This window comes from Lentzea sp. NPDC092896 (assembly GCF_044754905.1).
Classification (GTDB): domain Bacteria; phylum Actinomycetota; class Actinomycetes; order Mycobacteriales; family Pseudonocardiaceae; genus Lentzea.
On the sequence record NZ_JBIVPX010000002.1, the window covers coordinates 392492 to 417009 of the forward strand.

Below are 24518 nucleotides of genomic sequence, written 5' to 3' on the forward strand. Positions count from 1 at the left end.
CGGCGTCGGGCCGCCGAGAGCGCCGAACGTGCCGTTCTGCGAGGAGACCTGCACCTGCGGCGCGCCCGCGGGGCCGTGAACGGTCTGCACGCCGTTGTTGTCGACGACGAGCTGCACGCCCAACGACTGCGCGATCGTGTCAGGCAGGTGCGAGCCGACGTGCGAGTCGGCCCAGGACGGCGTCTGCAGGGCGTGGGTGACGAGGTCGGGCGACGACGGCAGCGCGCCGTTCTGCTTCACCTCCTGCGTGACGTGGTTGATCATGTCGACGTCGCCGGGCTTCATGCCGTCGGTGTTCAGGCCGGCGTTGACGACGTCCCAGCGCTTCGGCGTCCCGTTCGCGAGGTCGTTCGCGACGTTCGCCCGCCACTGGTCCACCTTGGCGTCACCGGTGAGGCCGGGCACGTTCGGTTCCAGGTCGGGGTGGAACTTCGCCAGCGTGTCGGGGTCGACCTGGCTCGCGACCCAGTTCGACAGGGCGGGCGGGTTCAGGCCGGGGTGGTTGTGGTTCTGCGGGTTCTGCTGGACGTCGGCGAGGACGTTGTCCACAGTGGACTTGACGTCGCTGGTGCCGACCACCGGTGACGCGTTCGGGACCGGCGCGTTCTGGAACGCGGCGCTGCGCAGCACCGACTCGACCAGGCCGACCTTGTCCAGGTTCGGCAGGTGGTTCTGGGTGTTGGGCCGGACGTCGGCGTCCACGTCGGAGTCGACGTCCCAGCTACCGGGCAGGTTCGGCGTGTCCGACGGCATCGGCCGCGTCTGCACGTCCGGGCCGGGGGTGCTGTCGGTGTCCGGTGTGGACGGTGCGGGCGCGGTGTCCGCGGCGGGCTTGGGAGTCCAGTCCGCGGGCGGCGGCACCGTGGCCGGACCGGCCGGGTTGATCGTGGTGTCGGGCACCGCGACCTGGCTGTTGGCGGTGTTCTCGATCAGCCACAGGTGACGCGGCCGGATGCCGGGGTCGTCCAGGTGGATGTCGGCGCCCATCATGCCGCCGTCGTTCTGGTGCACGCCGGAGTTCGTGTCGTGCTGCTGGAAGACCCGTGTCGAGTCCTTGTACTCGTCCGGGATTCCCAGGTAGTGCAGGGTTTCGTGCGCCAGGACCTCGGGGCTGGTGTCGGCGCCCCAGTGCGTCTGGTCCGGGTTGGGGTTGTTCGGGTCGACCTTGATGCTGGTGTGGGCGTCGGCCTTGTTGTCCGTGAACTCGAGGTTCAGGTGGAACTGGTCGCCGCTGGGCAGCCGGTGGCCCTGGTTCAGCATGGAGTTCACGCCGTTGGTGGCGTTCTCCTTGACCTGCGCGATCGCCTCCGGCGTCATGTTCGCCGCAGGATCGATGTGCACCTTGACGGTGTACTCCTGCACGAAGTTGCCGGGGCTGGTCTCGATGCGGCGCAGGTCGTAGTTGATGAGTCCCTGGTAGGACTTGATGTTCGACGGCGTGCTGTCCGTGCGGACGTCGTGCACGGTCTGGTTGACGGTCCGCACGTCGGTGTCGTTGCGGCGGTCGGCCCAGGTGCTGCGGTCGGCCGGGTTGCTCGGGTTCGACCACTCCGCGGTCTTGGCCGGGTCGTGGCGCCACGACCCGTCGGTGATGACTTCCTTGCCCTTGTGCGACTCCGGGGTCGGCGGCGTCATCGCCGGCGGCGCGCCGACCTTCGGCACGTCCTTGCGGGTGCCGTCGGGGTTCAGGTTCGAGGCAGGAGCGGGCGGGGCCGGGGGAGCGGGAGGTGCCGGCGGGGCGTTCTGCGCGGGCGGCGGGGTCGCCGGGGCGTCCCTGGTCGGCGCCGGGCCGTTGCCGGTGGTCTGCTGGGTGTTCGGGGACGGCGCGTCGGTGTCCGCGGACTTGTTCGTGTCGGTGTTCGGCCTGACGTCGGTGTTGCCGGGCGCCGGGGGCGCGCCACGGGTGCCGTCCGTGGTGGCGTCGGTGTCGGGGTTGGACCGGGCGTCGAAGAAGGGGTCGGTGTCGGAGTCGACGTCGCTGGGGGTGCCGGGGTTGGACTGGGCGTCCACGAAGGCGTCGACGTCGCTGTCGCTGTCGGTCGCGTTGCCGGGTGGGGCCGTGTTGGTGTCGGTGTCGAAGTCGAAGAGAGCGTCGGTCATGTCGGGTCCGTCGGACTCGACGTCGCTGTCGGCGTTGGTGTCGGCGTTGGTGTTGGTGTCGGCCGGGATGTTCGGCGAGTCGGTGTCGGTGTCGGTGTCGGAGTCGAAGAGTCCGCCGCTGATGTCGGGTCCGTCGGACTCGGCATCGCTGTCGGCGTTGGTGTCGGCCGGGATGTTCGGCGAGTCGGTGTCGGTGTCGGTGTCGGAGTCGAAGAGTCCGCCGCTGATGTCGGGTCCGTCGGACTCCGTGTCGCTGTCGAAGAGGCCGCCGCTGATGTCGGGACCGTCGGACTCGGTGTCGCTGTCGGCGTTGGTGTCGGTGCTGGTGCTGGTCTCGGGGGTCGTGACGGCGGGCGGAGCCGTCGGAGCAGGGGCCGACTCGGCCGGTGGCGTCGAGTCCACCGTCGTCGACTGGCTCGGCACCTCGGTGGACGGCGTCGCCTGTGCCGGGGGAGCCGGCTGTGGCGGGTCCAGCCGCAGGGTCAGAGCCTGGATGACCTGGTTGTTCTGCGGTGCGCGAGCGTCCTCGAAGACCTGGGAGAAGTACTGACTTTCGGGACTGTCCTTCTGCGAGAGGTTCTTCAGCAGGTCAGCGATCTGGGCGACGTCGTTTCGAGCCGAGCCCGGAACGTCGGGATCGATCGGATCGCCCGGCGTGTTGCTCGGGGCGTTGTCGGACAGCTTTTGCTGGAGGTCCGGCTTCTGCGACTCGAGCAGACCGATGATCTGGTCGAGCTGGTCCTTGGTGAGGTCGACCGTGTTGGAGTCGTCGAGGAACTTCGTCGACAGCGGCTTGCCGTCGATGACGCTGCTGATCTCCTTGACCGCGTCGTCGGGGAGTCCGGAAAGGATGTTCGCGACGTCCGCGCCCTTACCTGGGACCGCGGGCGCGAGCATGCTGGCGACCTGGGACACGGTGCTGGCTGCCTCGTCGGGGTCGCGGTTCGGCGACTCCACGTAGTCCCGGAGCGCCGAGAAGGTCTCGACGGCGGAGGTCAGGTTGATCGCCTGCTTCACATCCGGGTTGGTCTTGGCAGCTTCAAGCCACGCGGTGTCCGCTCGCAGACCGTCGCTCACGTTGTTCAGGTTCGACGTGGCGGCGTCGCTGCCGGGGACGTTCGGATAAGGGGTCTTGTTGGTGAGAACGGAGATGTTCGGCCGTTCGACGAGGTGCGCGAGGTTCGTGGAGTTCGCGCCCTCGTTGATCGCGGGCAGGGTGCCGAGCTGGAAGACCTGCTGGAACACCGCCTGGGGCATGGACCCGGTGTTCACCACCAGGACGTCGCCCTGCTTCAGGTCGTTGATCTGCTGATCCAGGTCGGGCGAGGTGATGTCCGCGCGCTTGAGCCAGTCGGCCTTGAGCTCCGGTACGAACCACACCGCCGACGGAGTGATCTCCATCATGATCGCGGGCTTCTGGTCCAGCGAGTGCAGAGCCGTCGCGAGGTGGTTGGACACGCCGGGACGGTTCGCGAGGTCGACGGCCCCGAGGCCGTAGACCGGCATCATGTCGGCCTTGTCGCTGAGCACCGCGTCGGCGACCTTCTTGATGCCGTCCGCCTTCGCGGGGTTGGAGGGCATCTCCTGGTCGATGAGCTTGGCCAGTTCCGGCGAATTGGTGATCTTCGGGACGTCGTAGACGTACCTGGCGTCAGGGCTGATGTGCGCGTCCAGATCGATGATCTGGACGTCACCGTTGGGGGAGTCGCGCTTGATGAGGAGCCGCTTGCTGCCATCCCAGGCGTAAGGCTTGAGGATGAGAGCTTCGTTCACGTTGTTCTTGTTGAGGTAGTTGGTGGCGCCGACTGGGTCGTGCACGCTGAGTGAGTCGTCGCCTGCCGACAGCAGCAACGTGTTGCTGTCGTCGGGATGGTTCGGCGAACTGGTGACCTCGACCGGCTGCAGGGCCGGCGTGATCAGGAGTTCCATCTTCTTCGCGGACTCCGGATCAGTGACAAAGGTGATCTTGTCCTGATAGCCGCCGTCGCGCAGCGCCTTCACCAGCGTCGTCGCGGCGGCCTGGTGGCCGAGCCCCGCCGCGTTGTCCACCGCGACGACGACATTGTCGACGTCCGCCAGCAGCTCGTTCACCGTCGGAGCCGCATCGGAGGTCGTGGCCTCCTGCTGTGCGTCGGTGGACGAGTCGGAGTCGGAACCGCGGCTCGCGTCCGTGTTGGGGCCGGGGTTCGTGTTGGGGCCGGGGTTCGGTCCGGCGGCCGCGGGCGGCAGCACGACCAGGCCGGGCATGGGGTTGGCCGTCGTGTTCGGGTTCGCCGTGGTGTTCGGGTTCGGCGCCGCGCCGGTGGGCGGCGGGGGAGCCGGCCGCGTCTGAACGCTCGGGTCGCCGGGGTTGGGCGTGTTCGTGTCCGGGGTGGGCTTGGACCCGGCAGGGGGAGCGTTGGTCTCGGGCTTCGGCGTGTTCGCCGCGGGAACGGCGGTGTCCGGCCTCGGCGACGGCGTGTTCGCGGGCGGCACGTTCGTCGCGGGGCTGGGCGACGGGGTGTTCGCGGGCGGCACGTTCGTGGCCGGTGCGGGAGACGGGGTGTTCGCGGGCGGCACGTTCGTCGCCGGGGTGGGCGACGGCGTGTTCGCCGGCGGGACGTTCGTCTCGGGCCGCGGAGACGGCGTGGAGGCCGGGGGAGTGTTGGTGTTCGGCGCCGGGTTCGGCGTGTTGGCCGGCGGGGTGTTGGTCTCGGGCCTGGGTGCCGGGTTCGGGTTCGGCGAGGTGTTCGCCGGGGGAACGTTGGTCTCGGGCCGCGGAGCCGGCGCGGGCGTGTTCGCCGGCGGAGTGTTGACCGGAGGCGTGTTCGCCGGCGGCGGCGTGTTGACCGGAGGTGTGTTGGTGTTCGGCGTGTTGACCGGCGGCGTGTTGACCGGCGGGGTGTTGACCGGCGGGGTGTTGACCGGCGGCACGTTCGCGGGCGGTGCCGGGCGCGTCTGCACGGGCGGTGCGTCGGCACGCGGCGGCTGCGCGGACGGCGTCGTCTCCGAACGGGGAGACGGCGTGTTCGCCGGCGGCACGTTGGTCGACGGCGCGTTGGTCGCCGGGTTCGGCGAAGGCGCGTTGGCCGGTGGGGTGTTGGTCGCCGGGTTGGGTGCCGGCGTGTTGACGTTCGGCGTGGGCGACGGGGTGTTGACCGGCGGCACGTTCGCGGGCGGCGCCGGACGCGTCTGCGCCGGCGGCGTGTCGGCGCGCGGCGGCTGAGCCGACGGCGTCGTGTCCTGGCGCGGCGACGGCACGTTCGTGTTCGGCGCGTTGGTGTTCGGTGCGGGCGACGGCGCGTTGGTGCTGGGCGCGTTGGTGTTCGGCGCGGGCGAGGACACCGGTGGCGCGGCCGGAGCCGGCCGCGACTGGGCGGCGGGCGGCGGCACGTTCGCCGCGGGAGGCGGCGTCGACACCGGCGGCGTGCCGGGCCGGTTCTGCGCGGGCGGCGCGACGTTCGTGTTCGGCGCGGGCGCCGGTGAAGAGACCGGTGGCGTGCCAGGACGGTTCTGTGCCGGCGGTGCCGTGTTCGGCGAGGTCGTCGAAGGCGCGGTGGCCGCGGGCGGGGACAGCGGCGTCGGCTTCGGGGCCGGCGGCGGCGTGGACGGCGACGACTGCGGCGGAGCCTTGGTGATGGTGCTGTCGGGCGAGGGCGGCTTGGGCGCGTCGAACACGCCCTTCGCGCCGCCGCCGGCGGGGGTGAACTTGCTGCCGCCGCGTTCGCCACCGGTCGCACCGGGGTTCGCGCCGCCAGGTGCCATCGGCGGTGCCATGGGAGGAGCAGCCGCGGCGGACGGCGTCGCGCCGGGAGCTCCGCCGGCACGAGGGCCGGCGCTCTGCGGCGGGGTGGCGACGGCGCTCTGCGAACCGGGCGCCGTCGGGCCGCCGGGGTTGCCGGGGCCGTTGTAGCCCGGCGCCGTCGGCGTGAAGGGAGCGGGGGCCTTGGCACCGCCGCCGGCAGCCGAGGAGCCAGGAGCCGAGGAACCGGGAGTCGCGCCACCGGTCGACGGCGTCGCGCCACCGGCGCTGCCGGGGTTGCCGGGGGCGTTGTAGCCGGGTGCTGTCGGCGTGAAGGGAGCGGGGCCCTTGGCGCCACCGGCGGGCGGCGTCGCGCCACCCGTGGGCGACGGGGTGCCGCCGACGCCCGGCTTCGGGGCCGGGGGCGGAGTCGAGGGCGAGGAAGACGGCGGGGCCTTGGTGATGGTGCTGTCGGGTGAGGGCGGCTTGGGCGCGTCGAACACGCCCTTCGCACTGCCGCCGGCGGGGGTGTACTTGCTGCCGCCACGCTCACCGCCGGCCGCACCACCGGGGTTCGCGCCGCCCATCGGCGGGGCCATCGGGGGTGCCCCGGCAGACGTCGCACCGCCGCGCGAAGGCGACGTCACGGCGCCCTGCGGGCCGGGAGCGGACGTGGCGGGCTTGGTGCCGGCCGCGCCGCCGGGAGTGTTGGGGCCGTTGTAACCGGGTGCCGTCGGCGTGTAGGCCGCGGGGCTCTTGGCACCGCCGCCAGGCGTCGCACCACCACCGGGAGTCGCGCCCCCGCCCTTGGCGCCGCCACCGGGCGTCGCACCGCTACCGGGAGTCGCGCCCGTGCCCTTGCCTCCGGGAGGCGTCGAACCGGGAGCCGTCGGCGTGTAGGCCGCGGGACCCTTGGCGCCGCCACCAGGCGTCGCGCCTCCGCCCTTGCCTCCAGCGGCGGTCGCACCGCCAGGCGGGGTGTAGCCGGGCGCGGTCGGCGTGAACGCCGCGGGGCTCTTGACGCCGCCGGCCGCGCCGCCCTTGCCACCGGCGGTGTTGGTGCCGCCGGGCGGGGTGTAGCCGGGTGCGGTCGGGGTGAAGGCAGCGGGAGCCTTGGCGCCGCCGCCAGGCGTGGCACCGGCGCCGCCCTTGATGTTCGGAGCCGCGCCTGCCGCGGCACCACCGGTGGCCTTCCCGCCGCCGGACGTGCCGCCCTTGGCGCCGCCGCCGGGCGGGGTGTAGCCGGGTGCGGTCGGGGTGAAGGCGGCGGGAGCCTTGGCGCCGCCACCGGGCGTCGCGCCGGCGCCGCCCTTGATGTTCGGAGCCGCGCCCGCCGCGGCACCACCGGCGGGGTTCACGCCGGCCGCGCCGCCCTTGGCGCCGCCGCCACCGGGCGGGGTGTAGCCGGGTGCCGTCGGGGTGAACGCGGCGGGAGCCTTGGCACCGCCGCCAGGAGTCGCGCCCGCGCCGCCCTTGATGTTCGGGGCCGGGCCTGCCGCGGCACCACCCGTGGGTCCCTTGCCGCCGCCGGGCGTCGCGCCCGCGCCGCCGCCCTTGATCGCCTGTGGGCCGGTGACGTTGGGGCCGCCGGCGGTTCCCTTGCCACCGCCGGTCGCGCCGCCGCCGCCGTTGATCGCCTGCGGGCCGGTGACGTTGGGGCCGCCAGGAGTCTTGTTGCCCGGCGTGTTGGTGCCGGCGCCGGGCACGTTCTTCGCGCCGGTGGTCGAGTCGATCGACTTGATGTTGGTCTGGTTGGTCTGGTCGACCTGCACGGCGGTCTGCTGCGTCGCCTTCAGGTTCGTCTGGACCTCGGTGAACGCCTTGGCGCCCTTGTCGGCCTGCGAGACGGCGTTGTCGTTGGACGCGTTGAGCGCCGGCACCGCGAACAGGCCGATGGGCCCGAGCGCGTTGCCGCTGAAGTTCAGGCCCCGCAGGCCGGACGAGATGCTCGTCAGCCGGGACCCCAGGTCACCCGCCTTGCTCTGCAACCCCTGCATCGAGGAGTCGTTCATGGAGAAACCGGAGTTGCCGGTGGGGCCGCCTCCGCCCGTTCCGCTGGTGGGCGGTGCCGAGGGGGGAGGGTTGGCTCCCGGGTTCGGCGCTGGGTTGGGATTGACGTTCCCCTTGGCCATGAGCGGCGATTCTCCAGTGCTGCGTCAGAACAAGGCGGGATCGCGGGGATCCCGGCTGTTGGCTGGACTTACTCTGTCGGCCGGACGGACCGCTCGTGCGCGATGGTCGGACGCAGCGGCTGGGCCGCGGCACCGCCGGCCGCTTCGTAGCCGACGGTCGGCTGAAGCGGCTCACTCGCCATGAGCGGGTTGACGCTCTCGTAAACGGGCTGCGCGTCGACGCGCGACGGCTCGAGAGCGTCGTACGCGTACGACATCTGCGTGCGCGCGAGCGGCTCGTAACCCGACTGGGCCTGCAACGGCTCGGACGGCGTGTCCGGGCTGGTGTACACCTCACGCGCCTGCATCGGCTGGACGGACTCGTGCATCGGGGCGCCCCCGGTCATGCTGACGCCGGACACCATCGTGGAGTCCTGCGCCGACGCACGGGAGAACGCCACCGGAGCCTCGGCCGCCTCCACGCGGGAGAACGCCATCGGGGCCTGAACCGCCTCGGCCCGCTGCATCGGCTGAAGCGGCTGCACGGCGTCCATCTGCGTGCGCTGCAACGTGTGCATCGGCTCGGCCGCGTGCATCGCCGTACGGGCCTGCAACGGCTCGGTGGCGTGCACCGCCATACGGGCCTGCGTCGGCTCGACGACCGCGTCCCTCGCACGGACGGCCTGCATCGGCTGCAGCGGCTCCGAGGCCAGTCGCTTGGTGGCCTGCATGGGCTCGGACACCGTCGCCCTGAGCGGGGCGTTCGGCAGCGTCGCCTGCGCGTACCCGTCCTGCTGGACGGTGCCGATGCGGGCGTTGGCGAGCGTGGCGGTGCCTTCCGGCTGGACCGTGCCGATGCGGGCGTTCGCCAGCGTCGCGCTCGCGGTGCCGGTCGTGTCCGCCGCCGTCTTGCCGCCGGAGGCACCGGGCGGGGTGTTGCCCCTGCCCTCCATGGCCTCGTCGATCTTGTCGTCGACACCCTTCTGGGCCTTGTAGCCCTCGTAGGTGATCTCGGCGACGTCGGCGGAGTTCTCGAACCGCTCCCAGCCCTTGCTGACCTTCTTCATGATGTCGTCGAGGTCGCCGATGCGCTTCATCTGACGGCCGAGGGCCGCGACGACGCGGGCGACGCGGGACGCGATGTTCACGCCCAGCGCGACGGCCTTGCCGACCGCGAAGCCACCGAAGATCGGAATCGACGCGCCGAAGGTCGGGATCATCATGGCGACGGCGATGAGCGCGCCACCGATCAGCGAACCGATCAGCTGGGCGATCAGGTCGCGGACGATGTCCCGCAGCACCGTGACGAGCATGCCCATGATCGCGACGATCTTGGCCTTGGACTCGACGGCGTTCGCCAGGTCGTCGAGCTCGTGGCTCATGTTGTCCATCGACGCCTGGAAGCGCTCGGACGACTGACCCGTCCAGCCGTCGAACGTCGCGAGACCGCTCTTGTGGTCCTCGGCCAGCACCCGCAGCTCGGCCGCGCGCGCCTTGTTGGCCTCGACGTTGGCCTGGATCTCCTCCGGGTTGCCCATCAGCTGGTTCAGGGCGTCCCGCAGGAACGAGACGTGCTCGATCAGCCAGCCGACGCCGGCGCCGATGATGCTGCCGAGCGGGTCGATCGCGAGCATCACCGTGGCCGAGGCCGCGCCGATGGCGTTGAACGTGATGTCGAGAGCCTTCTCGGTCTCGGACTCCGCGTCCTTGCTGATGCCGTCGATCAGGCTGCCGTAGGCCTCGATGAACAGCGAGCCCTTGAGCTTGTTCTCCTCGGTGATCTTCATCCCGGGAGGAGACGGGAGTGGAGTTTCAGGCGCGGTCATCGCTGTTCCTTACCAGGGGTTGTCGTCGTCGTCATCGTCGTCGTCCGCACGGCGCCGGCCGCGGACGGGCGCAGGCTGCGGGGTCGCCGCCGGCTTGCTCGCCGGAGGAGCCGGAGCGGGTTCCGGCTCGTCGTCGACCTCGTCGTACTGGTCGACTTCCTCGTCGAACTCGTCGTCCGGGATCGCGTCCGACGCCATCTGGTAGGCCTCGGTGCCTTCGCCGAGCGGCTTGAAGAGCTCGAGGACCTGCGTCGCCGCCTGCTTCTGGGCCTTGCGCGCGGTCTCCAGGATCAGCGCGGTGAGCCGGGGCCCGCCCAGCTCGACCGCGCGGTGCCCGAGCTGCAGGTTCTGCAGGCCGCCGTTGGGACCCACCGTCACGGTCACCGCGCCGTCCTTCGACGTCACGGTGGCGGAGGCCGCGGCGACGTTCTCCGAAAGGTCCTCCGACTTCTTCTTCAGGTCGGCCAGCTTGGCCTCGTACTCTTCGACCCACTGATAGGGGTTCGCGGGATTCACACGGTCCTCCGGCGGCGGCGGTTCAACTGAGACGCGCTAATTCACGCGAGCACAGCGTCGATTCGGGTGGCGATGCGGTCGTTGTCGGTCGGCGAGACGCTCATCCAGCCGTCCGAGTTGACCATCAGATAACGGCCCTGGTGGGTGTCGAACCAGTTGATGACGACACCCGACCGCTGCCGGCCGTGGGTGACACCGAACTGGCCTCCCGCGACGCGGTTCGAGGCGAGCTCGTCGAACTGCTTCGCGTCCTGGGGGGACAGACCGGCCTGCTGCAGCGCCTCCTGGTCGTCCACCCCGCCGTCGCCGAACAGGTCGTCGGAGGGGTCCACCTCCTGGGCCTCCTGCAGCGCGACCGCGTCCTGAAGGGACTGGACCCGGACGTTCACCGCCGTGCCAGGACCGGGCACGGCGTCGGGCAGCACCTTCACGATCTCGCGGGCGATCCCCGTCTCCCGGATCTCGAGCAGTCCGACCCGGTCGTCGTCGATGATCGCCAGCGCGGCGCGCCGGCCGTTGGAAACGGCCAGCGCGCGCACGGTGCGGTCAAGACCGGCGACAGCGTCCACGGACACCTCGTGGTCGTCGAGCAGCCGCAGGAAGTCCTCGAGACGCTGGTTGTCCACGAGCCCGCGGGACCGCAGCTCGTCCATCGTCTTCGTGACGAGCACGCGGCGTTCCTGCTCGGTTTCGCCCTCGTTCGGCACGTCCAGCGGGTACGGCACTCTGCCGAGCTGCAGGGCGTGCCACAACACGTCGAACTCGCGCGGCGAGAGCAGGAACTCGGGCGTGATCACTGCGACTCGGTCCCCTTCTGCTTCTTGACCTTCGCGGCACCGATCACCGACGGGGGCAGGTTCTCACCGGGGACCTCGAACAGGTCGCCGCCCATGATGTAGCTGGCGGAACGGTGTTCCTTGTCGTCCTCGCCCTTGCCGCCACCGGGAGCGCCACCCATCGGCGCGCCACCCATGCCGGCACCGGCCGCGGAAGCGCCACCGGGGCCCATGCCCATCGGCATGCCGCCACGTCCGGCCTGGCCCTGGACACCGGCCGCGCCACCGGGCTGCATCGCACCCGCACCGGAGCCCGCGGCACCGCCGGCGCCACCGCCGAACGCACCGCCGCCGCCTCCGGCACCCATCTGGGGGGAGTACGGCATTCCGCCCTTCATGCCGCCGCCACCGGCGCCACCGCCGCCGCCACCACCGGCACCGCCGCCCGCACCACCGGGACCGGTGTAACCGGGCGCCGAGGGGTTGTAGGCCGCGGGACCCTTGGGGTTCTGCGGGACGTAGTTCGGGTTCGACAGGTCCTTGCCGACGACCGGGACCTTCGGGATGTTCTGGTTCTGGCCGGTGTTCGACTTGCCACCGGTGCCCATCTGAGGCGTGTAGCCGGGCGCGGTCGGCGTGTAGCTGCTACCGCCGCCACCGCCACCCCCGCCGCTGCTGCTGGTGTACGTGCTGCCCGTGTTGCCGGGGCTGTAACCAGGCGCGGTCGGCGTGTAGGCCGCTGCGGTGTTGGTGTTCGTGTTGCCCATCTGCGGCGTGTAGCTGCTGCCGCCACCGGCGCCACCGCCCGCACCGCCACCGGCTCCTGCTCCGGTGTAGCCGGGGGCGCTCGGGTTGTAGGCCGCCGCGGCGGGCTGGTTCACGCCACTGCCGCCGCCCGCGCCGCCGCCGGCTCCAGCGCCCGCGCCGGAACCCGACTGCTGGCCGTTCGTCGTCGGAGGGGCCGCCGTCGCCGCTCCGGCGCTCGCCGCCTGGGTGGACATGAGGCCGTCCACGCCGTTGGGGAGGGTGGCCGCGCCGGAGCGCGGAACCGCCATCACCGGCTCCTCGACCATGCCGGTGTTCGGGTTGAACGGCGGCTTGAACGCGGGCGTCGTCGAGTCGATCTGGCGGGAGTTGTTCTCCATGTCGGTCATCACGGTGACCGCCTGGTCGTGCGCCGCGCGCGACGCGGCGTTGGCGAGCGCGATGTCGGCGGAGGCCAGCACGAAGGCGGGCGTACCGGGCTGGGCGAGCGCGGCCGCGGCCTTGTTCCAGTCGAACTGGACCGGCGGGGGCATCTGCGCCCTGGCGTTCTCCATGACCCGGCCCTGGTCGGCGACCTTGGTGCCGACGTCGACGGCCGTCTTCGCGGTCTCGTCGACCCAGTCCCCGAGCTTCTTCATCGCGGCACGGGCGGCCTCGGCGGCTCCACCCGTCCACTTCGACTCCGACGCGGTGATGACCGAGTTGATGGTCCGGGACGCCTCGGTCAGCTCGTTGCCGTACTTGCTCCAGTCGGAGCTGATCTGGCCGGCTTGACCGGGGTCGTTGTTGTTGTGCACCGCGGCATACAGCTCTTGGTGCGATCGGGACGCCCAGTTCTGCGGGTCCGTGAGGACCGGGACGTTCTCGATCTCGCTCGGGTCGGTCTCGGGGGGCATGACCGGCTCGCCTCTCACTCCGTTGGATCAGCTGGCCACAAGATCAGCTGTTACCCATGTGCTTCTTCAGTTCGGCCTGCTGTTCCTCGTCGAGCTTCGTGAAGTTCCCGATCGCTTCGACGATGGAGTTCTTCGTCTGCTCCAGAACCGTGCGGTACGCGGTCATGACGCTGACGAACGAGTACTGCTCACCCTCGGCGCGATGCGTGAACTTGTCGCGCATCTTGTCGCCGACGGGGTTCGCGCCAAGCGGCGCCGGGCGGGCGATGCTCGAGTTGGCGCGTTCGATCCAGGAGTCGACCTGGTCGATCTGGGTCTGGAACTGCTTGCGGAGTTCCTCGCCCGCCTCCGGGTCGATCTGCACCTGGCCCGTGCTGACGGTGTCGCCGAGCGGGACAGCCTTGTTGTCACCGACGATGTACATGCGGGCAGTATCGGGGGTCTTTTCGCGCATCGCTCACTTTGCCGCGCGCGAGTTACCAATTGAGATCGGCGTTCACAATGCGTTGTCACTGACCGAATCGGGCCACGAACTGGTGAACGTCGTGTAACAGCGTGATCGTTTGCCCTGGTTGTGGGAGCGCTCTCGGGGGGCTGCCCGTTCGGGCTCCCGATCTCTGTTCACATCCCTGGAACGGCCCTTGACCTGGGTCGACTGTGACTCAAATCACATAGGGCATTCTCTGGAATTTAGGGCTTTCTTGAGGTCCGTCACAGCCTGGTTCGTCGTTCACCGGATCGGCTGAATCGGTCGACGGAGACGACAACGCGGGCGCACTCCGGAGAGTACGCCCGCGATGCCCGATTTGGATCATTCTTGTGCGCTGGAACGCACCACTCTCAGGCCAGTACCGCGTCGATCCGCGTGGCGATCTTGTCGTTGTCGGTGGGCGACAGGCTGAGCCAGCCGTCGGAACGCACCATCAGGTAGCGCCCCTGATGGGTGTCGAACCAGTTGATGACCACGTCAGCGCGGTGTCGTCCGTGCGTGACACCGAACTGGCCACCCGCGACCCGGTTCTGCGCGAGCTCGTCCATCTGCCGTGCGTCCTGCGCGGACAGTCCGGCCTTCAGCAACGCCTCGCGGTCGTCGAGCTCCTCGTCGGCCGCACCCCACGGGTCCTCGGAGTCCTCCTCCTGCTCGGCCTCCTGCAGCGCGACGGCCTGCTGCAACGTCTCCAGGCGCACCGACAGCGCGCTGCCGGGCCCCGCCACCCCGTTGGGCAGCACCCTGACGATCTCGCGGGCGAGGGCGGTGGGCCTGATCGCCGACAGGCCGACGGTGTCGCCGTCGATGACGGCCAGCACGGCCTCCGTCCCGCCGGCGGCGGCCAGCGCCCGCACTGTCCGGTCGAGCCCGGCGACGGCGTCCACGGACACCTCGTGGTCGCCGAGCACCCGCAACAGGTCCTCCAGCCGCGGGTCGTCGGCGATGCCGCGCCGCCTCAGTCCGGCGATCGTGCTGGCCTGCAATGCTTTGACGTCCTGCTCGGTCGCTCCTTCGCTGGGCACGTCGAGCGGGTACGGCATTCTGCCGAGCCGCAGCGTCTGCCACAGCACCTCGAACTCGCGGGTCGACAGCAAGTACTCGGGCGTGATCACGAGTGCTCGGAACCTTTCTGCTCTGCCTGCTTTGCGCGCAGTATCGGGCAGAAATGCGTCAACCGTTCCTCGTCGGCCGAATACGTACCCGGTTGAGACGAATGTTCACAATCAGTCGCGCCGGGTGGAAACGGGCCACTTCCGGGCGAACGGAACCTGTGCGCACGCTTGTTTTCCCAGGTTCTGGGAGCGCTCTCAATGCGTGACCTGGGCAGACGCTCCCTGCCCGTTCACACGTCCTCACGGCGGCCCTGCGGCCGGTTGAGTGTGACCCAAATCACGTCGCCTGGACGGTCCTGCGATGTGAGACGCACCCTTGCGGTGGGTAGCTAACTTCGAACGCATGATCTCTCGGCGCGGCGTGCTCCTCGCGGCAGGACTCTCGGTGCTGCCTTCGGTGCTTCCTGCCAGGGCGGTGGCCGCCCCCACGATCGTGAAACCGTTGCCCGACACGGACTTCATCGTGCACGGCACCAACGCGGAGACGCGCTGGGAGGCCCTGCGCGGCACCGGTTCGCTGACGCCGGTGTCGAAGTTCTTCGTCCGCAACCACACCTCGACCCCGCTGATCGACCCCACGTCCTGGCGGCTGGAGATCCACGGCTCCGGAGTGACGCGCCCGTTGTCGCTGTCGCTGCGAGACCTGCGCGCACTGCCGTCGTGCTCGGTGGAGGCGGTGATCGAGTGCGCGGGCAACGGCCGCAGCTTCTTCGCCACGCAGCAGGGCCAAACCGTGTCGGGCACACCGTGGAAGCTCGGCGCCGTCGGCAACGCCCGCTGGCGCGGGGTGTCGCTCGGCCTGCTCCTGCGGCTGGCGGGCCTGCGCCGCTCCGCCGTCGACGTGCTGCCCGCCGGTCTGGACGCGGAGTACGTGACCGGTGGCGTGAACCTGGGCCGGGTGCGGCGGCCGCTGCCCGTGGCCAAGGCCCTGGACGACGTGCTGGTGGCGTACGAGATGAACGGTGCCGACCTGCCGCCGGACCACGGTTTCCCGGCGCGGCTGGTGGTGCCGGGGTGGATCGGGATCGCGAGCATCAAGTGGCTGGGCTCGCTGGAGGTGTCGGCGTCGGCGCTGCACTCGCCCTGGGACACGCAGTACTACCGGCTGCTCGGACCCACGTATCCGGCCGAGGGGACTCTGGTGACCTCGCAGGTCGGCAAGAGCGCCTTCGAACTCGGCTGGGGTGCCGTGGTGCCGGCCGGTCGTCAGGTGCTGACCGGGCGGTCCTGGGCGCCGGACGGGGTGCGGAAGGTCGAGGTGTCGACGGACGGGCGGTCGTGGCGGCGGGCCACGCCGGTGTCGCGCGGCGGGTGGACCCGGTGGCAGGTGCCGTGGCAGGCGACTCCGGGGGAGCACGTGCTGCGGGCTCGGGTGGACGGGCAGCCGGAGGAGTCGCCGTACAACACGCAGGGCTACCTGTTCGGGGCTGTGGTCAGGCATCCGGTGACGGTGGCGTGAGCGTTCGTGCTCTCAATAACTTCAGCGTTGACCGAAACTCGCCCTCCAGCCGTGCTCGGCAAGGCGCACCCTCAGGTGTGAAGATCGGCGGGTGACTGTCTCCCCGTGGGCGCCCCTGCGCCGCAGCGCGTTCCGTGCGCTGTGGCTCGCCCAGTTCGCCTCCAACATCGGCACGTGGGCGCAGACGGTCGGTGCCCAGTGGCTCATGGGCGATCTGGGCGGCAGCGCCCTGCAGGTCGCGCTCGTCCAGACCGCCACGACGCTGCCGGTGTTCCTGCTGGTCGTGCCGTCCGGCGCGCTCGGCGACATCCTCGACCGGCGGCACGTGCTGATCTCCGGCCAGGCGTTGATGCTCGCGGGTGCGGGTGGGCTGATGGTGCTGGCGGGTACGGACAAGGCGACGCCGTCGAGCCTTCTGGGGCTGTTGGCGCTCATGGCGATCGGGCAGGCGTTGTCGATGCCCTCGTTCCAGGCCATTCAGCCGGAACTGGTGTCGCGCGAGGAGATTCCGCAGGCCGCGCTGCTCAACGGCGTCAACATGAACGTCGGGCGGGCGATCGGGCCCGCGCTGGGCGGGTTGCTGATCGCGCTGGCCGGGTCGGAGGCGACGTTCGCGTTCAACACGGTGAGCTTCTTCGGCGTGCTGATCGTGCTCTCGCGGTGGAAGCGGCCGTCGGATCACCGGCCGCTCGGGACCGAGCACATCACCACCGCCATGCGGACCGGTGCGCGGTACGTGGCCAGTTCGCCGTTGTTCCGGCGCGTGCTCACGCGGCTGACGTTGTTCATCGTGTTCGGCAGCGGGTTGTGGGCGCTGTTGCCGGCGATCGCGCGCGGGCCGTTGCGACTCGACGCGAGCGGGTACGGCGTGTTGCTCGGCAGCGTCGGCGCGGGGGCGATCGGCGGCGCGTTCGTGGTGCCGAAGTTGTTGCAGCGCATGAGCAAGAACCGGATGGTGCTGCTCGCGACGTTCGTCTACGCGGCGGCGACCAGCACGGCGGTGCTGACGCAGAGCTTCGCGGTGGTGATCGTGGCGATGCTGCTGACCGGCGCCTGCTGGATCGCCACGCTGTCGACGTTCAACGCACTCGCGCAGGTGCTGCTGCCTGCGTGGACACGGGCACGTGCGTTGGCCTACTACCAGCTGATCCTCATGGGCGGGCAGGCGCTCGGCGCGGTCGTGTGGGGCGTGATCGCGGACGCGTACAGCCTCAAGGTCGCCATGATCGTGCCCGCGGTGGCGATGGTCGTGCTGGCCGCCGGGGCGACGAGGTGGCTGCCGCTGCACGACCGGCCGCTCGACGTCAGCCCGGCGACCTACTGGGAGGAACCGCCGGAGATCACCGACACCGACGCGGGCCCGGTGCTGGTCACGGTGGAGTGGCCGGTCGCACCGGAGAACGAGGACGCGTTCATCGACGCCATGCAGCGCGTCGGCAGGGCCCGGCGCAGGACGGGCGCCACGATGTGGGGGTTGTTCCGGGACACCGAGAAACCCGAGACGTTCCTGGAGACCTTCACCGTGGCGACGTGGCAGGAACACCTGCGCCAGCACGTCGAACGCGGCACCGTCGTGGATCAGGAGAACCAGGAGGTGGCACGCGCGCTGGCCAAGGGACCGGCGCACGTGCGGCACCTGCTGTTCGCCGAGCCGACGAAGCCGGCCTGAAGTCCAGTCGGTGTCCACTTTTTGAATTTGTTGTGCACCCAGCAAAAATGCCATGTTCCCTGGAATTATCGCTGGGAGTAACGCTCGTTCGTGCGCGGCGATATTGACTCCGTCGAACGGTTTCGCGGCAGAAAGTGAAGATTCTTGCAATCATGCTGGAGTCGCCGTGAGGGGACGCGAGGTAATGGTGCATGTCGAGTTCCGTGTTGATGTTCCGGGAACGGTTCAACGCGTTGCAGGACAACGTCGAACAGTTCGTCCGAGGCAAGTCCGAAGTGGTCCTCCTCGCGCTGACCTGCTTCTTCGCTGAAGGTCACCTGCTGATCGAGGACGTTCCCGGCGTCGCCAAGACCTCGCTGGCGAAGGCTCTGGCCGGTTCTGTCGGCGGCGACTTCCATCGCGTCCAGTTCACGCCTGACCTGCTGCCGTCCGACGTGACCGGCGTCGAGATCTTCAACCCGAGAACCCTGGAGTTCCAATTCCGCAGGGGTCCGGTGTTCGCGAACGTGCTGCTCGGTGACGAGATCAACCGGGCCTCGCCGAAAACGCAGTCCGCCCTCCTGCAGGTGATGGCGGAACAGGAGGTGACCGTCGGACTGACCACCTATCCGGCGCCGCGGCCGTTCTTCTGCGTAGCGACCCAGAACTCGGTCGAGCACCAGGGCACCTACCCGTTGCCGGAGGCCCAGATGGACCGGTTCCTGATGCGCACCTCGATCGGATACCCCTCGCCGGAGGTCGAGCGGGAGGTGGTCGGGCTCGGCGTCGCACGGGCGAGGGCGGACGACGTCGCCGAGGTGATGAGCATCGACGAGGTCGCCTCGATGATCGCGGTGGCCCGCGATGTCGAGGTCTCCGAGCAGTTGCGCGAGTACGTCGTCAGGATCGTGACGGCCACCAGGAACGACGACTCGGTCCTGCGCGGCGCGAGTCCGCGGGGCAGCATCGCCCTCGCGACGGCCGCCCAGGTCGTGGCCGCGTCGCGCGGCCGGCAGTACGCGACGCCCGACGACGTGAAGTCGATCGCGGAACCCGTGCTGGCCCATCGGATCCAGCTCAAGCAGGCGGCACGGGTCGAGGGGGTGACCGCGGAGTCGGTGATCGCGTCGATCCTGCGCCACCGCCAGGTGACCGTGCCGAGGGCCGGATAGCGGGTGCCTCGTGAAGCTCACGAGAACCGGATGGATCCTCGCGGCGACGGCCGCCGTGCTGCTCGCGGCGGGTATGGCGGCCGACTATCCCGAGATCGTCGCGTTGGGCGTCGGCGCGGTGGTGCTCGTGCTCGCCGCAGCCGGGTGGACGTGGCGCAAGCCGAGAGTCACCGTCGAACGCACGCTGGTGCGCCACCGCGTTCGGGAAGGGCAACCCCTCCGCTGCCGCCTGGTCGTCCGCAACGACGGCCTCCGGCGCAGCCCCGAGCTCGAGGTCGTCGACGACAGCGCTGAGCGGCCGATGCGGCTCGTGCTCGCGGGTGTGCCCGCCGCCGCGACCGAGGAGCTCGAGTACGAACTGCGGACCCGGCAGCGCGGTGTGTACGTCTCACCTCCGCCCGCAGTGGGCCTCACGGACCCGCTCCGGCTGATGCTTCGCGCCCGCCGCGACGGCAAACCCGATACCTACTACGTCCACCCCGACTACCACGAGATTCAGGGCTTCGGCACCGGGGGACCGCTTGACGTCGATGGCGAAGCGTCGGTGCCACGGCGTGACGGTGCGGCGTTCTACGCATTGCGACCCTACGTCCCCGGTGACGAGCGACGACTGATCCACTGGCCGGCGTACGCCAGGACCGGGGAGCTCGTCGTGCGCCACCTCAGCGCACCGGATGCGCCGGAGTGCCTCGTGGTGCTCGACACCGACGGCGAGCTCTACGCCGGCGGCCGATTCGAGGAGGCGGTCCGGCTGACCGCGTCGTTCTGCGTCGCGGCGCTCACGGCCGGTGCCAGGCTCACTCTCCGCACGACGACCGGCGCGGAACTCCGCTGCACCTCTTACACCGAACGCACCGGGCCGCTCGATTTTCTGTCCGGTGTGGACATCGCGCGCAGGCGGATCTCCTGGCTGCAGGCGGTGGCGGGCGATGGAGCGTGGTCGAGCGCGGTCGTCGTGAGCGGTGCGATGAAGGACGAGGACGTGCGCGGAATCGCGGCGGTGGCGTCTTCGGCACCGACCGTTGTCGTGCGGCTCGACGCCGGTCGCGGTTCCGCCAGGGTGGCCGCGGGGGTTCGGGTCCTCACCGCGAGCACGTGCAGTGGTTTCGCAGACGAGTGGAACGGCTGAGCGCCGTGGAAAGAGCCTTGCAGCTGCTGGTGTGCACCCTTGCCGCGGGCGTGTCCGGGATGGTTTACCTGGACTTCTTCGCCACCAAGGCGTTCCTGCCGGCGATAGGGGTGACGATCGTGGTGGCGGGCGCCGCGGCGTTGCTGGTGTCCCGTCGTGGTCCTGTCGTGAGCTCGGTCGCGCTGCTGGGACTGTTCCCTCTGGTCGCGGTTCCGTTCGCGTTGCGATCCACTATGGACGGATGGTGGCCCGCAGCGAGCACCGCGCGCGAGTTGACTCTGGGCGTCGCCGGTGGCTGGGCACGGGTGCTGTCGGTCAGCGTGCCCGCCGAACCGACCGGCCAGATCCTGGTGGCCGTGCTGTTGGCGGTGTGGTGCACGACGTTCGCCGCCGTTCTGCTCGTGCTGCGCGCCCAGGCCGCACTTGCACCGGTCGCACCGCTTCTCCTCGGGTTCGTTGCCGCACTCGTCGTCGTCGCCAGCAGGCAGACCACCCATCTCGCCGCGACCGTCGCCACCGCCGTGCTCATCACGCTGCTGGTCTTCCTGCGGACCGGCAACGGGTCTAGGGTGCGCACCGCCGCAGGCGCCACGCTGTTCCTCGTGCTCGCGGTCGGCGCGGGCTCGGCGACGTTCGGAGTGGTCGCGTCGGGTGAGAACCGGGCCGACCCGCGCCCGCTGCGCACGGACCCGATCAAGCCGCCGGACCTGATCACGCCGCTCAACGAGGTGCGTGACCAGCTGATCGCGAAACCGCCCAGAGTGCTCTTCACGGCGCGGACGACCGGCGCGGACGACCTCGTCGGGCTGCGGACCGCCACGCTCGGCCACTTCGACGGCACGCTGTGGACCTCGGACGACGAGTATCTGGTCGCGGGCGAACGCCTGGCGCGCGAGCAGGACGGGGAAGTCGCCAGGCAGGTGACCGCTCGCGTCACGCTGGGCGAACTCCCGCCGCCGTTCCTTCCGGTCGTCGGCCGACCGAGCGGGATCAGGTTCACGACCTCCGCGCCGAAGGCCATCGCCTTCAGTGCCGTGTCCGACTCGGTGCTCGCCGACCAGTCTTGGCAGGCCGGCACGACCTACGAGGTCACGGGGGTGCAGGCGGTCGCCCGCGACCTGGGCCAGGACGCGGTGCCGACCTCGTCTGAGCGGTACGCGGCGTTCCGGGAAGTGCCGGGCACCGTGCCGCCGGGCATTCTCACGCAGACGCAGGCAATCACGGACACCGCGTCGAACGCGGTGGACAAGCTCAGGGCGATCGAGACCTACCTGCGCGGCTTGCCGTACAGCATCGACGCCCCGCCGGGGCATTCGTACGCGCGAATCAGCAGGATGCTCGGATCGGCGCAGAACGGCGAGGACAAGGGCTACGCCGAGCAGCACGCCGCCGCTTTCGCCTTGATGGCAAGGGTTCTGGACTACCCCGCTCGGGTCGCGGTCGGCTATCGCGTCCGGGATCAGGTCACCACCGCCGACGCGCACGCGTGGGCCGAGGTGCACTTCGCGGGCCGCGGCTGGGTCGCGTTCGACCCGACCGACCCCGCCAAGGCGCAGCGAGACGCACCGGAACAACCGAAGGTGACGCAGGTTTCGGCGCCCGTGCCGACCGACGGCAGCCAACGGCCCGTGCAGACCATCGCGCCGGTGCCGGGAGATCCGCTGGTCGAGCCAGCTCGGAACGTCTTTTGGCGGGTGCTGCTGGCGTTGGCGGGATTCGCGTTGCTCGTCGTTCTTCTCGTCCCGCTGGAGAAGGCCCGCCGGCGTCGGCGCAGACGGGCGGGTCCAGCCGCGGCACAGGTCGTCGGGGCCTGGGAGGAAGCCGTCGACCGGCTGCTGGAACGAGATCTCGCGCTCGCACCAGAACGCACGCCCGTCGAGTACGCGCGCTACGCCCAGGAACGGTTCGGCCCGCCCGCCAACGTGCTGGCCGAGTTCGCGGAGATCACGACCACGGCGATCTACGGGCCGGATCACCTCGCCGACGGAGCAGCTGAACGGACGTGGGGCATGGCACGCACCCTGCGCCGCGACCTCTACCCGGGATGGCGGCGCCTGCTGTGGGTGCGGTCGGCGATCGACCCGAGGCCGCTCTACTCGCGGCGGATCCTGAAGAGGAGCAGGAGATGAAGAAGGTGCTCACACGCGCGCAGGCGGGTGCGGTGGCCTGCGCCGTCGTAGCCGCCACCGGCCTGGTGGTCGTCGGCTACCAGCACGTCCTGCCGCCCCTTCAGCCCAAGATGCTGGCGGGCAGCACCTGGCTGGCGTCGCGTTCGGTGGGCCACCTGACCCTGGTGGACGGGATCTCGGCGGCTGTGTCCGCGAGCGTGCAGGTCGCTCAGCCGAACGTCCCGTTCACCGTCGCGATCGGCGACCAGCGCGCGTACACCGTCGACAATGCGAGCGGCAACGTTGTCGGCATCAGCGGCGCGACGCTGGAGAGTGCGTCGATGAAGCCGCTCACCTCGCAGGTGCGGGCGATCACGGTGCACCCGGTTGGCGACGCGTACATCGCCATCGACTCGAAGAACGGCGTGCTTCAAGCCATGGGCACGGCGGCGGAACGCCTGGGAGCGCAGGAAAGACTGCCGGCATCCGTCCTGGCCGTGGCGGCGGACGAACGACGGGTCTGGCTCGCGGACGGAACGAGCGGCGGTCTGCTGTCGTTCGAGTGGACGGCAGGCGGCCCGATCAAGCGGGAACTGCGCGACGTGCACCGCAGGGAAGCGACCGACGTGCGGATCCTGGTCGCGGGCGACCAGCCGGTCGTCGTCGACCGCACCCACCAGACCGCCACGCTGCTGACCGCGTCCGGCGAGATCGCCGGCACCGCGCCGTTGACGCTGGGGGAGACGACTCAGGTCAGCGCCTCGGCACAGCCCGGCCGCGTGCTGGTCGTCGAACCGTCGCGCGGCGTGGTCATGTCCTGCGACGTGCTGACGGGCACGTGCGGCATGAGCTTCCCCATAGCGGCACCCGACTCGGACCTCGGCGCCGCTGTCGATGCCCGCGGGCACGCGTTCGTCCCGGACAACGCGACCGACCGCGTGCACGTGGTCGACCTCGCCGACGGGTCCGTCGCCACGACCGAGACACTGCTCGGCGAGGGCGCCCCGTTCGAACTGTCCACACGCGACGGTGTGGTCTTCTTCAACGACCCCAACAGCGAGAAAGCCGGCGTCATCGATCGCGACGGCAGGATCAGGCGAATCGACAAGTACGACCCGACCAAGCCACCGACCGCGTCCAGTTCGTCCAGTTCGCCGCCGACCAAGGCCACCACGACGACCGTGCCGAGCGGCTCGTCCAGCGGCCCGCGCCCGAGCCTCACCGGTTCCCGCGGCAACCGGCCGGACGGAACCACGGGTTCGGTGCCCTTGCCGACCGGCAGTTCGTCGAACTCGCCGGACGTGCCGCACATCAACGAGATCACGGCATCGCCCGGCAACCCTGAGGCAGGCGAGGAGGTGTCGTTCGCCGCGGACGTGACGGGGGCGGTGCCGCAGCAGTGGGAGTGGGAGGTGCGCGGGCCCGGCGGTGACATCAAGACGGCCGCGTCCACGCCTCGGCTGAGCTACCGGTTCGAGGCGGCCGCCACCTACGAGGTGAAACTGACCGTCTTCGCTGGGACGCGGCGCGATGAGCAGACGCGGAACCTCGTTGTGATGGCGGTGATCGCTTCCGCCGAGTGCGGCGACACGATCACGCAGAACGTGCGGCTGCGCAAGGACTTGGTGTGCACCGGCAACGCTCTGACGGTCGGCGCCAAGGACGTGGTGATCGACCTCAACGGGCACTCGATCACCGGGTCTGGGGGCGAGATCGGTGTGTGGGTTCCAGAAGGCCAACACAACGCGACGGTGCGCAACGGCACGATTCGATCGTTTCAGACGGGGGTCGTGTTCAACCTGTCGAACAACAGCGACGTCGAGCAGATCCGCTTCGAATCGAACACCAAAGACGACGTGCGCTGCTTCGATGGCACGGATCTGACTGTGGTCGACTCCGAGTTCACCAGAGGCATCACCTGTCTGAACGCAATGCGGCGATTGAGAATCTCGGGTTCGGTGTTCACCGACGCGGCGATCTCCTTGCACTCGGACATCGCGGACACCCTCTTCGCCAACTGCAAGTTCACCGACAGCGACATCAGCCTCAACAACGACGCCAACGTCACGGCCATCGTCGACAGCGAAGTCACGCGGACCGCGGTCAGAGCTAGCCAGTCGAACGGCCTCAACATCGCGAGAAGCCGCGTCGCTTCCAGTCGGCTCGAGTTGACCGTCCACTCCGGTTCCGCAGCTTTCCGGGACAACGAGATCTACGGAGCCGAAGTCGGAATCGATGCTTTCAGTGCCAGCGGTGGGGAGTTCCTGACGGTGGAACGGAACAACTTCCACGACAACGGGATCGGGTTGAAGCTCGGGAACCCGATTCAGATGCCGCTCGGGCCCCTCAACGGACTTGTGGTCGCCAACAATCGGTTCAGCGGCAACAGAACCGCAGGGGTGTTCATGGACACCAGCGAAGGAGGGCCTGGACCGCACCTGACCTTCAACGACAACACCTTCATTTCCAACGGTCACCGCCCGAACGGCCTCATCGACCGGGAAGGACGGCCGGTCGATGACGGCCTGCACATCAACTCGCAGGCCGGCAGCGACATCGTCCTCCGGAACAACAAGACGCAGAACAACGCCGACCACGGCATCGAGGCGGTACCTGGGACGGTGGTGGACGGGGGCGGCAACACCTCCGCCGGCAACCCGGCCGGTTGTCTCGGCGTGGCGTGCTGAGA

Annotated in this window: 13 protein-coding genes (1 of these 13 cut by a window edge); 6 read left to right on the forward strand and 7 right to left on the reverse strand. The window is 70.1% G+C overall.

Features of this window, described 5'->3' with window-relative positions; translation table 11 throughout:
• The 7 genes from ACIQF0_RS13115 to ACIQF0_RS13145 form a co-directional block, all read right to left on the reverse strand.
• Positions 1 to 7833: the start of a hypothetical protein gene (locus ACIQF0_RS13115; protein WP_401028597.1), read on the reverse strand. It extends 22260 nt beyond the left edge of the window; only the first 7833 of its 30093 coding nucleotides appear in the window; its start codon is at positions 7831 to 7833; its stop codon lies off the left edge, out of view.
• A 188-nt stretch (positions 7834 to 8021) separates the two neighbouring features.
• A complete protein-coding gene (locus ACIQF0_RS13120) occupies positions 8022 to 9719 on the reverse strand; it encodes a hypothetical protein (RefSeq protein ID WP_401028599.1) in 1698 nt (565 codons plus the stop codon).
• Between the two features lie 48 nt (positions 9720 to 9767).
• A complete protein-coding gene (locus tag ACIQF0_RS13125; protein ID WP_401028601.1) occupies positions 9768 to 10274 on the reverse strand; it encodes a YbaB/EbfC family nucleoid-associated protein in 507 nt (168 codons plus the stop codon).
• Positions 10275 to 10315: 41 nt separating this feature from the next.
• Positions 10316 to 11071 carry an ESX secretion-associated protein EspG gene (locus ACIQF0_RS13130; RefSeq protein ID WP_401028603.1) on the reverse strand — a complete coding sequence of 252 codons (756 nt, stop codon included), beginning with the start codon at positions 11069 to 11071 and terminating at the stop codon, positions 10316 to 10318.
• The gene (locus ACIQF0_RS13135) at positions 11068 to 12711 is read right to left on the reverse strand and encodes a PPE domain-containing protein (RefSeq protein WP_401028605.1); all 1644 of its coding nucleotides are present in this window, start codon (positions 12709 to 12711) and stop codon (positions 11068 to 11070) included. Before ACIQF0_RS13135 ends, ACIQF0_RS13130 begins: the two co-directional genes overlap by 4 nt.
• 43 nt (positions 12712 to 12754) lie before the next feature.
• A complete protein-coding gene (locus ACIQF0_RS13140; protein WP_360039528.1) occupies positions 12755 to 13135 on the reverse strand; it encodes a hypothetical protein in 381 nt (126 codons plus the stop codon).
• Positions 13136 to 13551: 416 nt separating this feature from the next.
• Positions 13552 to 14313 (reverse strand): ESX secretion-associated protein EspG, encoded by a 762-nt coding sequence (locus ACIQF0_RS13145; protein WP_401028609.1) that lies wholly within the window; start codon positions 14311 to 14313, stop codon positions 13552 to 13554.
• Positions 14314 to 14656: 343 nt separating this feature from the next.
• On the opposite strand from ACIQF0_RS13145, the gene ACIQF0_RS13150 reads away from it, so the two are divergent.
• The 6 genes from ACIQF0_RS13150 to ACIQF0_RS13175 all read left to right on the forward strand — a co-directional run bounded on the left by ACIQF0_RS13150 (position 14657) and on the right by ACIQF0_RS13175 (position 24516).
• Positions 14657 to 15772 carry a molybdopterin-dependent oxidoreductase gene (locus ACIQF0_RS13150; protein ID WP_401028612.1) on the forward strand — a complete coding sequence of 372 codons (1116 nt, stop codon included), beginning with the start codon at positions 14657 to 14659 and terminating at the stop codon, positions 15770 to 15772.
• Positions 15773 to 15863: 91 nt separating this feature from the next.
• A complete protein-coding gene (locus ACIQF0_RS13155) occupies positions 15864 to 17441 on the forward strand; it encodes an MFS transporter (RefSeq protein ID WP_401028615.1) in 1578 nt (525 codons plus the stop codon).
• A gap of 191 nt (positions 17442 to 17632) precedes the next feature.
• On the forward strand, positions 17633 to 18592 hold the full coding sequence (locus ACIQF0_RS13160; protein WP_401028618.1) for an AAA family ATPase: 960 nt from the start codon (positions 17633 to 17635) through the stop codon (positions 18590 to 18592).
• A gap of 10 nt (positions 18593 to 18602) precedes the next feature.
• Positions 18603 to 19721, forward strand: coding sequence for a DUF58 domain-containing protein (locus ACIQF0_RS13165; RefSeq protein ID WP_401028621.1), 1119 nt, complete (start codon positions 18603 to 18605; stop codon positions 19719 to 19721).
• Positions 19722 to 19726: 5 nt separating this feature from the next.
• Positions 19727 to 21850 carry a DUF3488 and DUF4129 domain-containing transglutaminase family protein gene (locus tag ACIQF0_RS13170; protein ID WP_401028624.1) on the forward strand — a complete coding sequence of 708 codons (2124 nt, stop codon included), beginning with the start codon at positions 19727 to 19729 and terminating at the stop codon, positions 21848 to 21850.
• Positions 21847 to 24516, forward strand: coding sequence for a right-handed parallel beta-helix repeat-containing protein (locus ACIQF0_RS13175; protein WP_401028627.1), 2670 nt, complete (start codon positions 21847 to 21849; stop codon positions 24514 to 24516). The genes ACIQF0_RS13170 and ACIQF0_RS13175 overlap by 4 nt, the downstream gene beginning before the upstream one ends.
• Positions 24517 to 24518: the final 2 nt, after the last annotated feature.

Excerpts from the sequence above, each read along its gene's own strand:
- ACIQF0_RS13135 (WP_401028605.1), bottom strand. The coding sequence starts at position 12,711 with ATGCCCCCCGAGACCGACCCGAGCGAGATCGAGAACGTCCCGGTCCTC.
- ACIQF0_RS13120 (WP_401028599.1), bottom strand. The coding sequence starts at position 9,719 with ATGAAGATCACCGAGGAGAACAAGCTCAAGGGCTCGCTGTTCATCGAG.
- ACIQF0_RS13160 (WP_401028618.1), top strand. The coding sequence starts at position 17,633 with ATGTCGAGTTCCGTGTTGATGTTCCGGGAACGGTTCAACGCGTTGCAG.
- ACIQF0_RS13150 (WP_401028612.1), top strand. The coding sequence starts at position 14,657 with ATGATCTCTCGGCGCGGCGTGCTCCTCGCGGCAGGACTCTCGGTGCTG.
- ACIQF0_RS13140 (WP_360039528.1), bottom strand. The coding sequence starts at position 13,135 with ATGTACATCGTCGGTGACAACAAGGCTGTCCCGCTCGGCGACACCGTC.
- ACIQF0_RS13175 (WP_401028627.1), top strand. The coding sequence starts at position 21,847 with ATGAAGAAGGTGCTCACACGCGCGCAGGCGGGTGCGGTGGCCTGCGCC.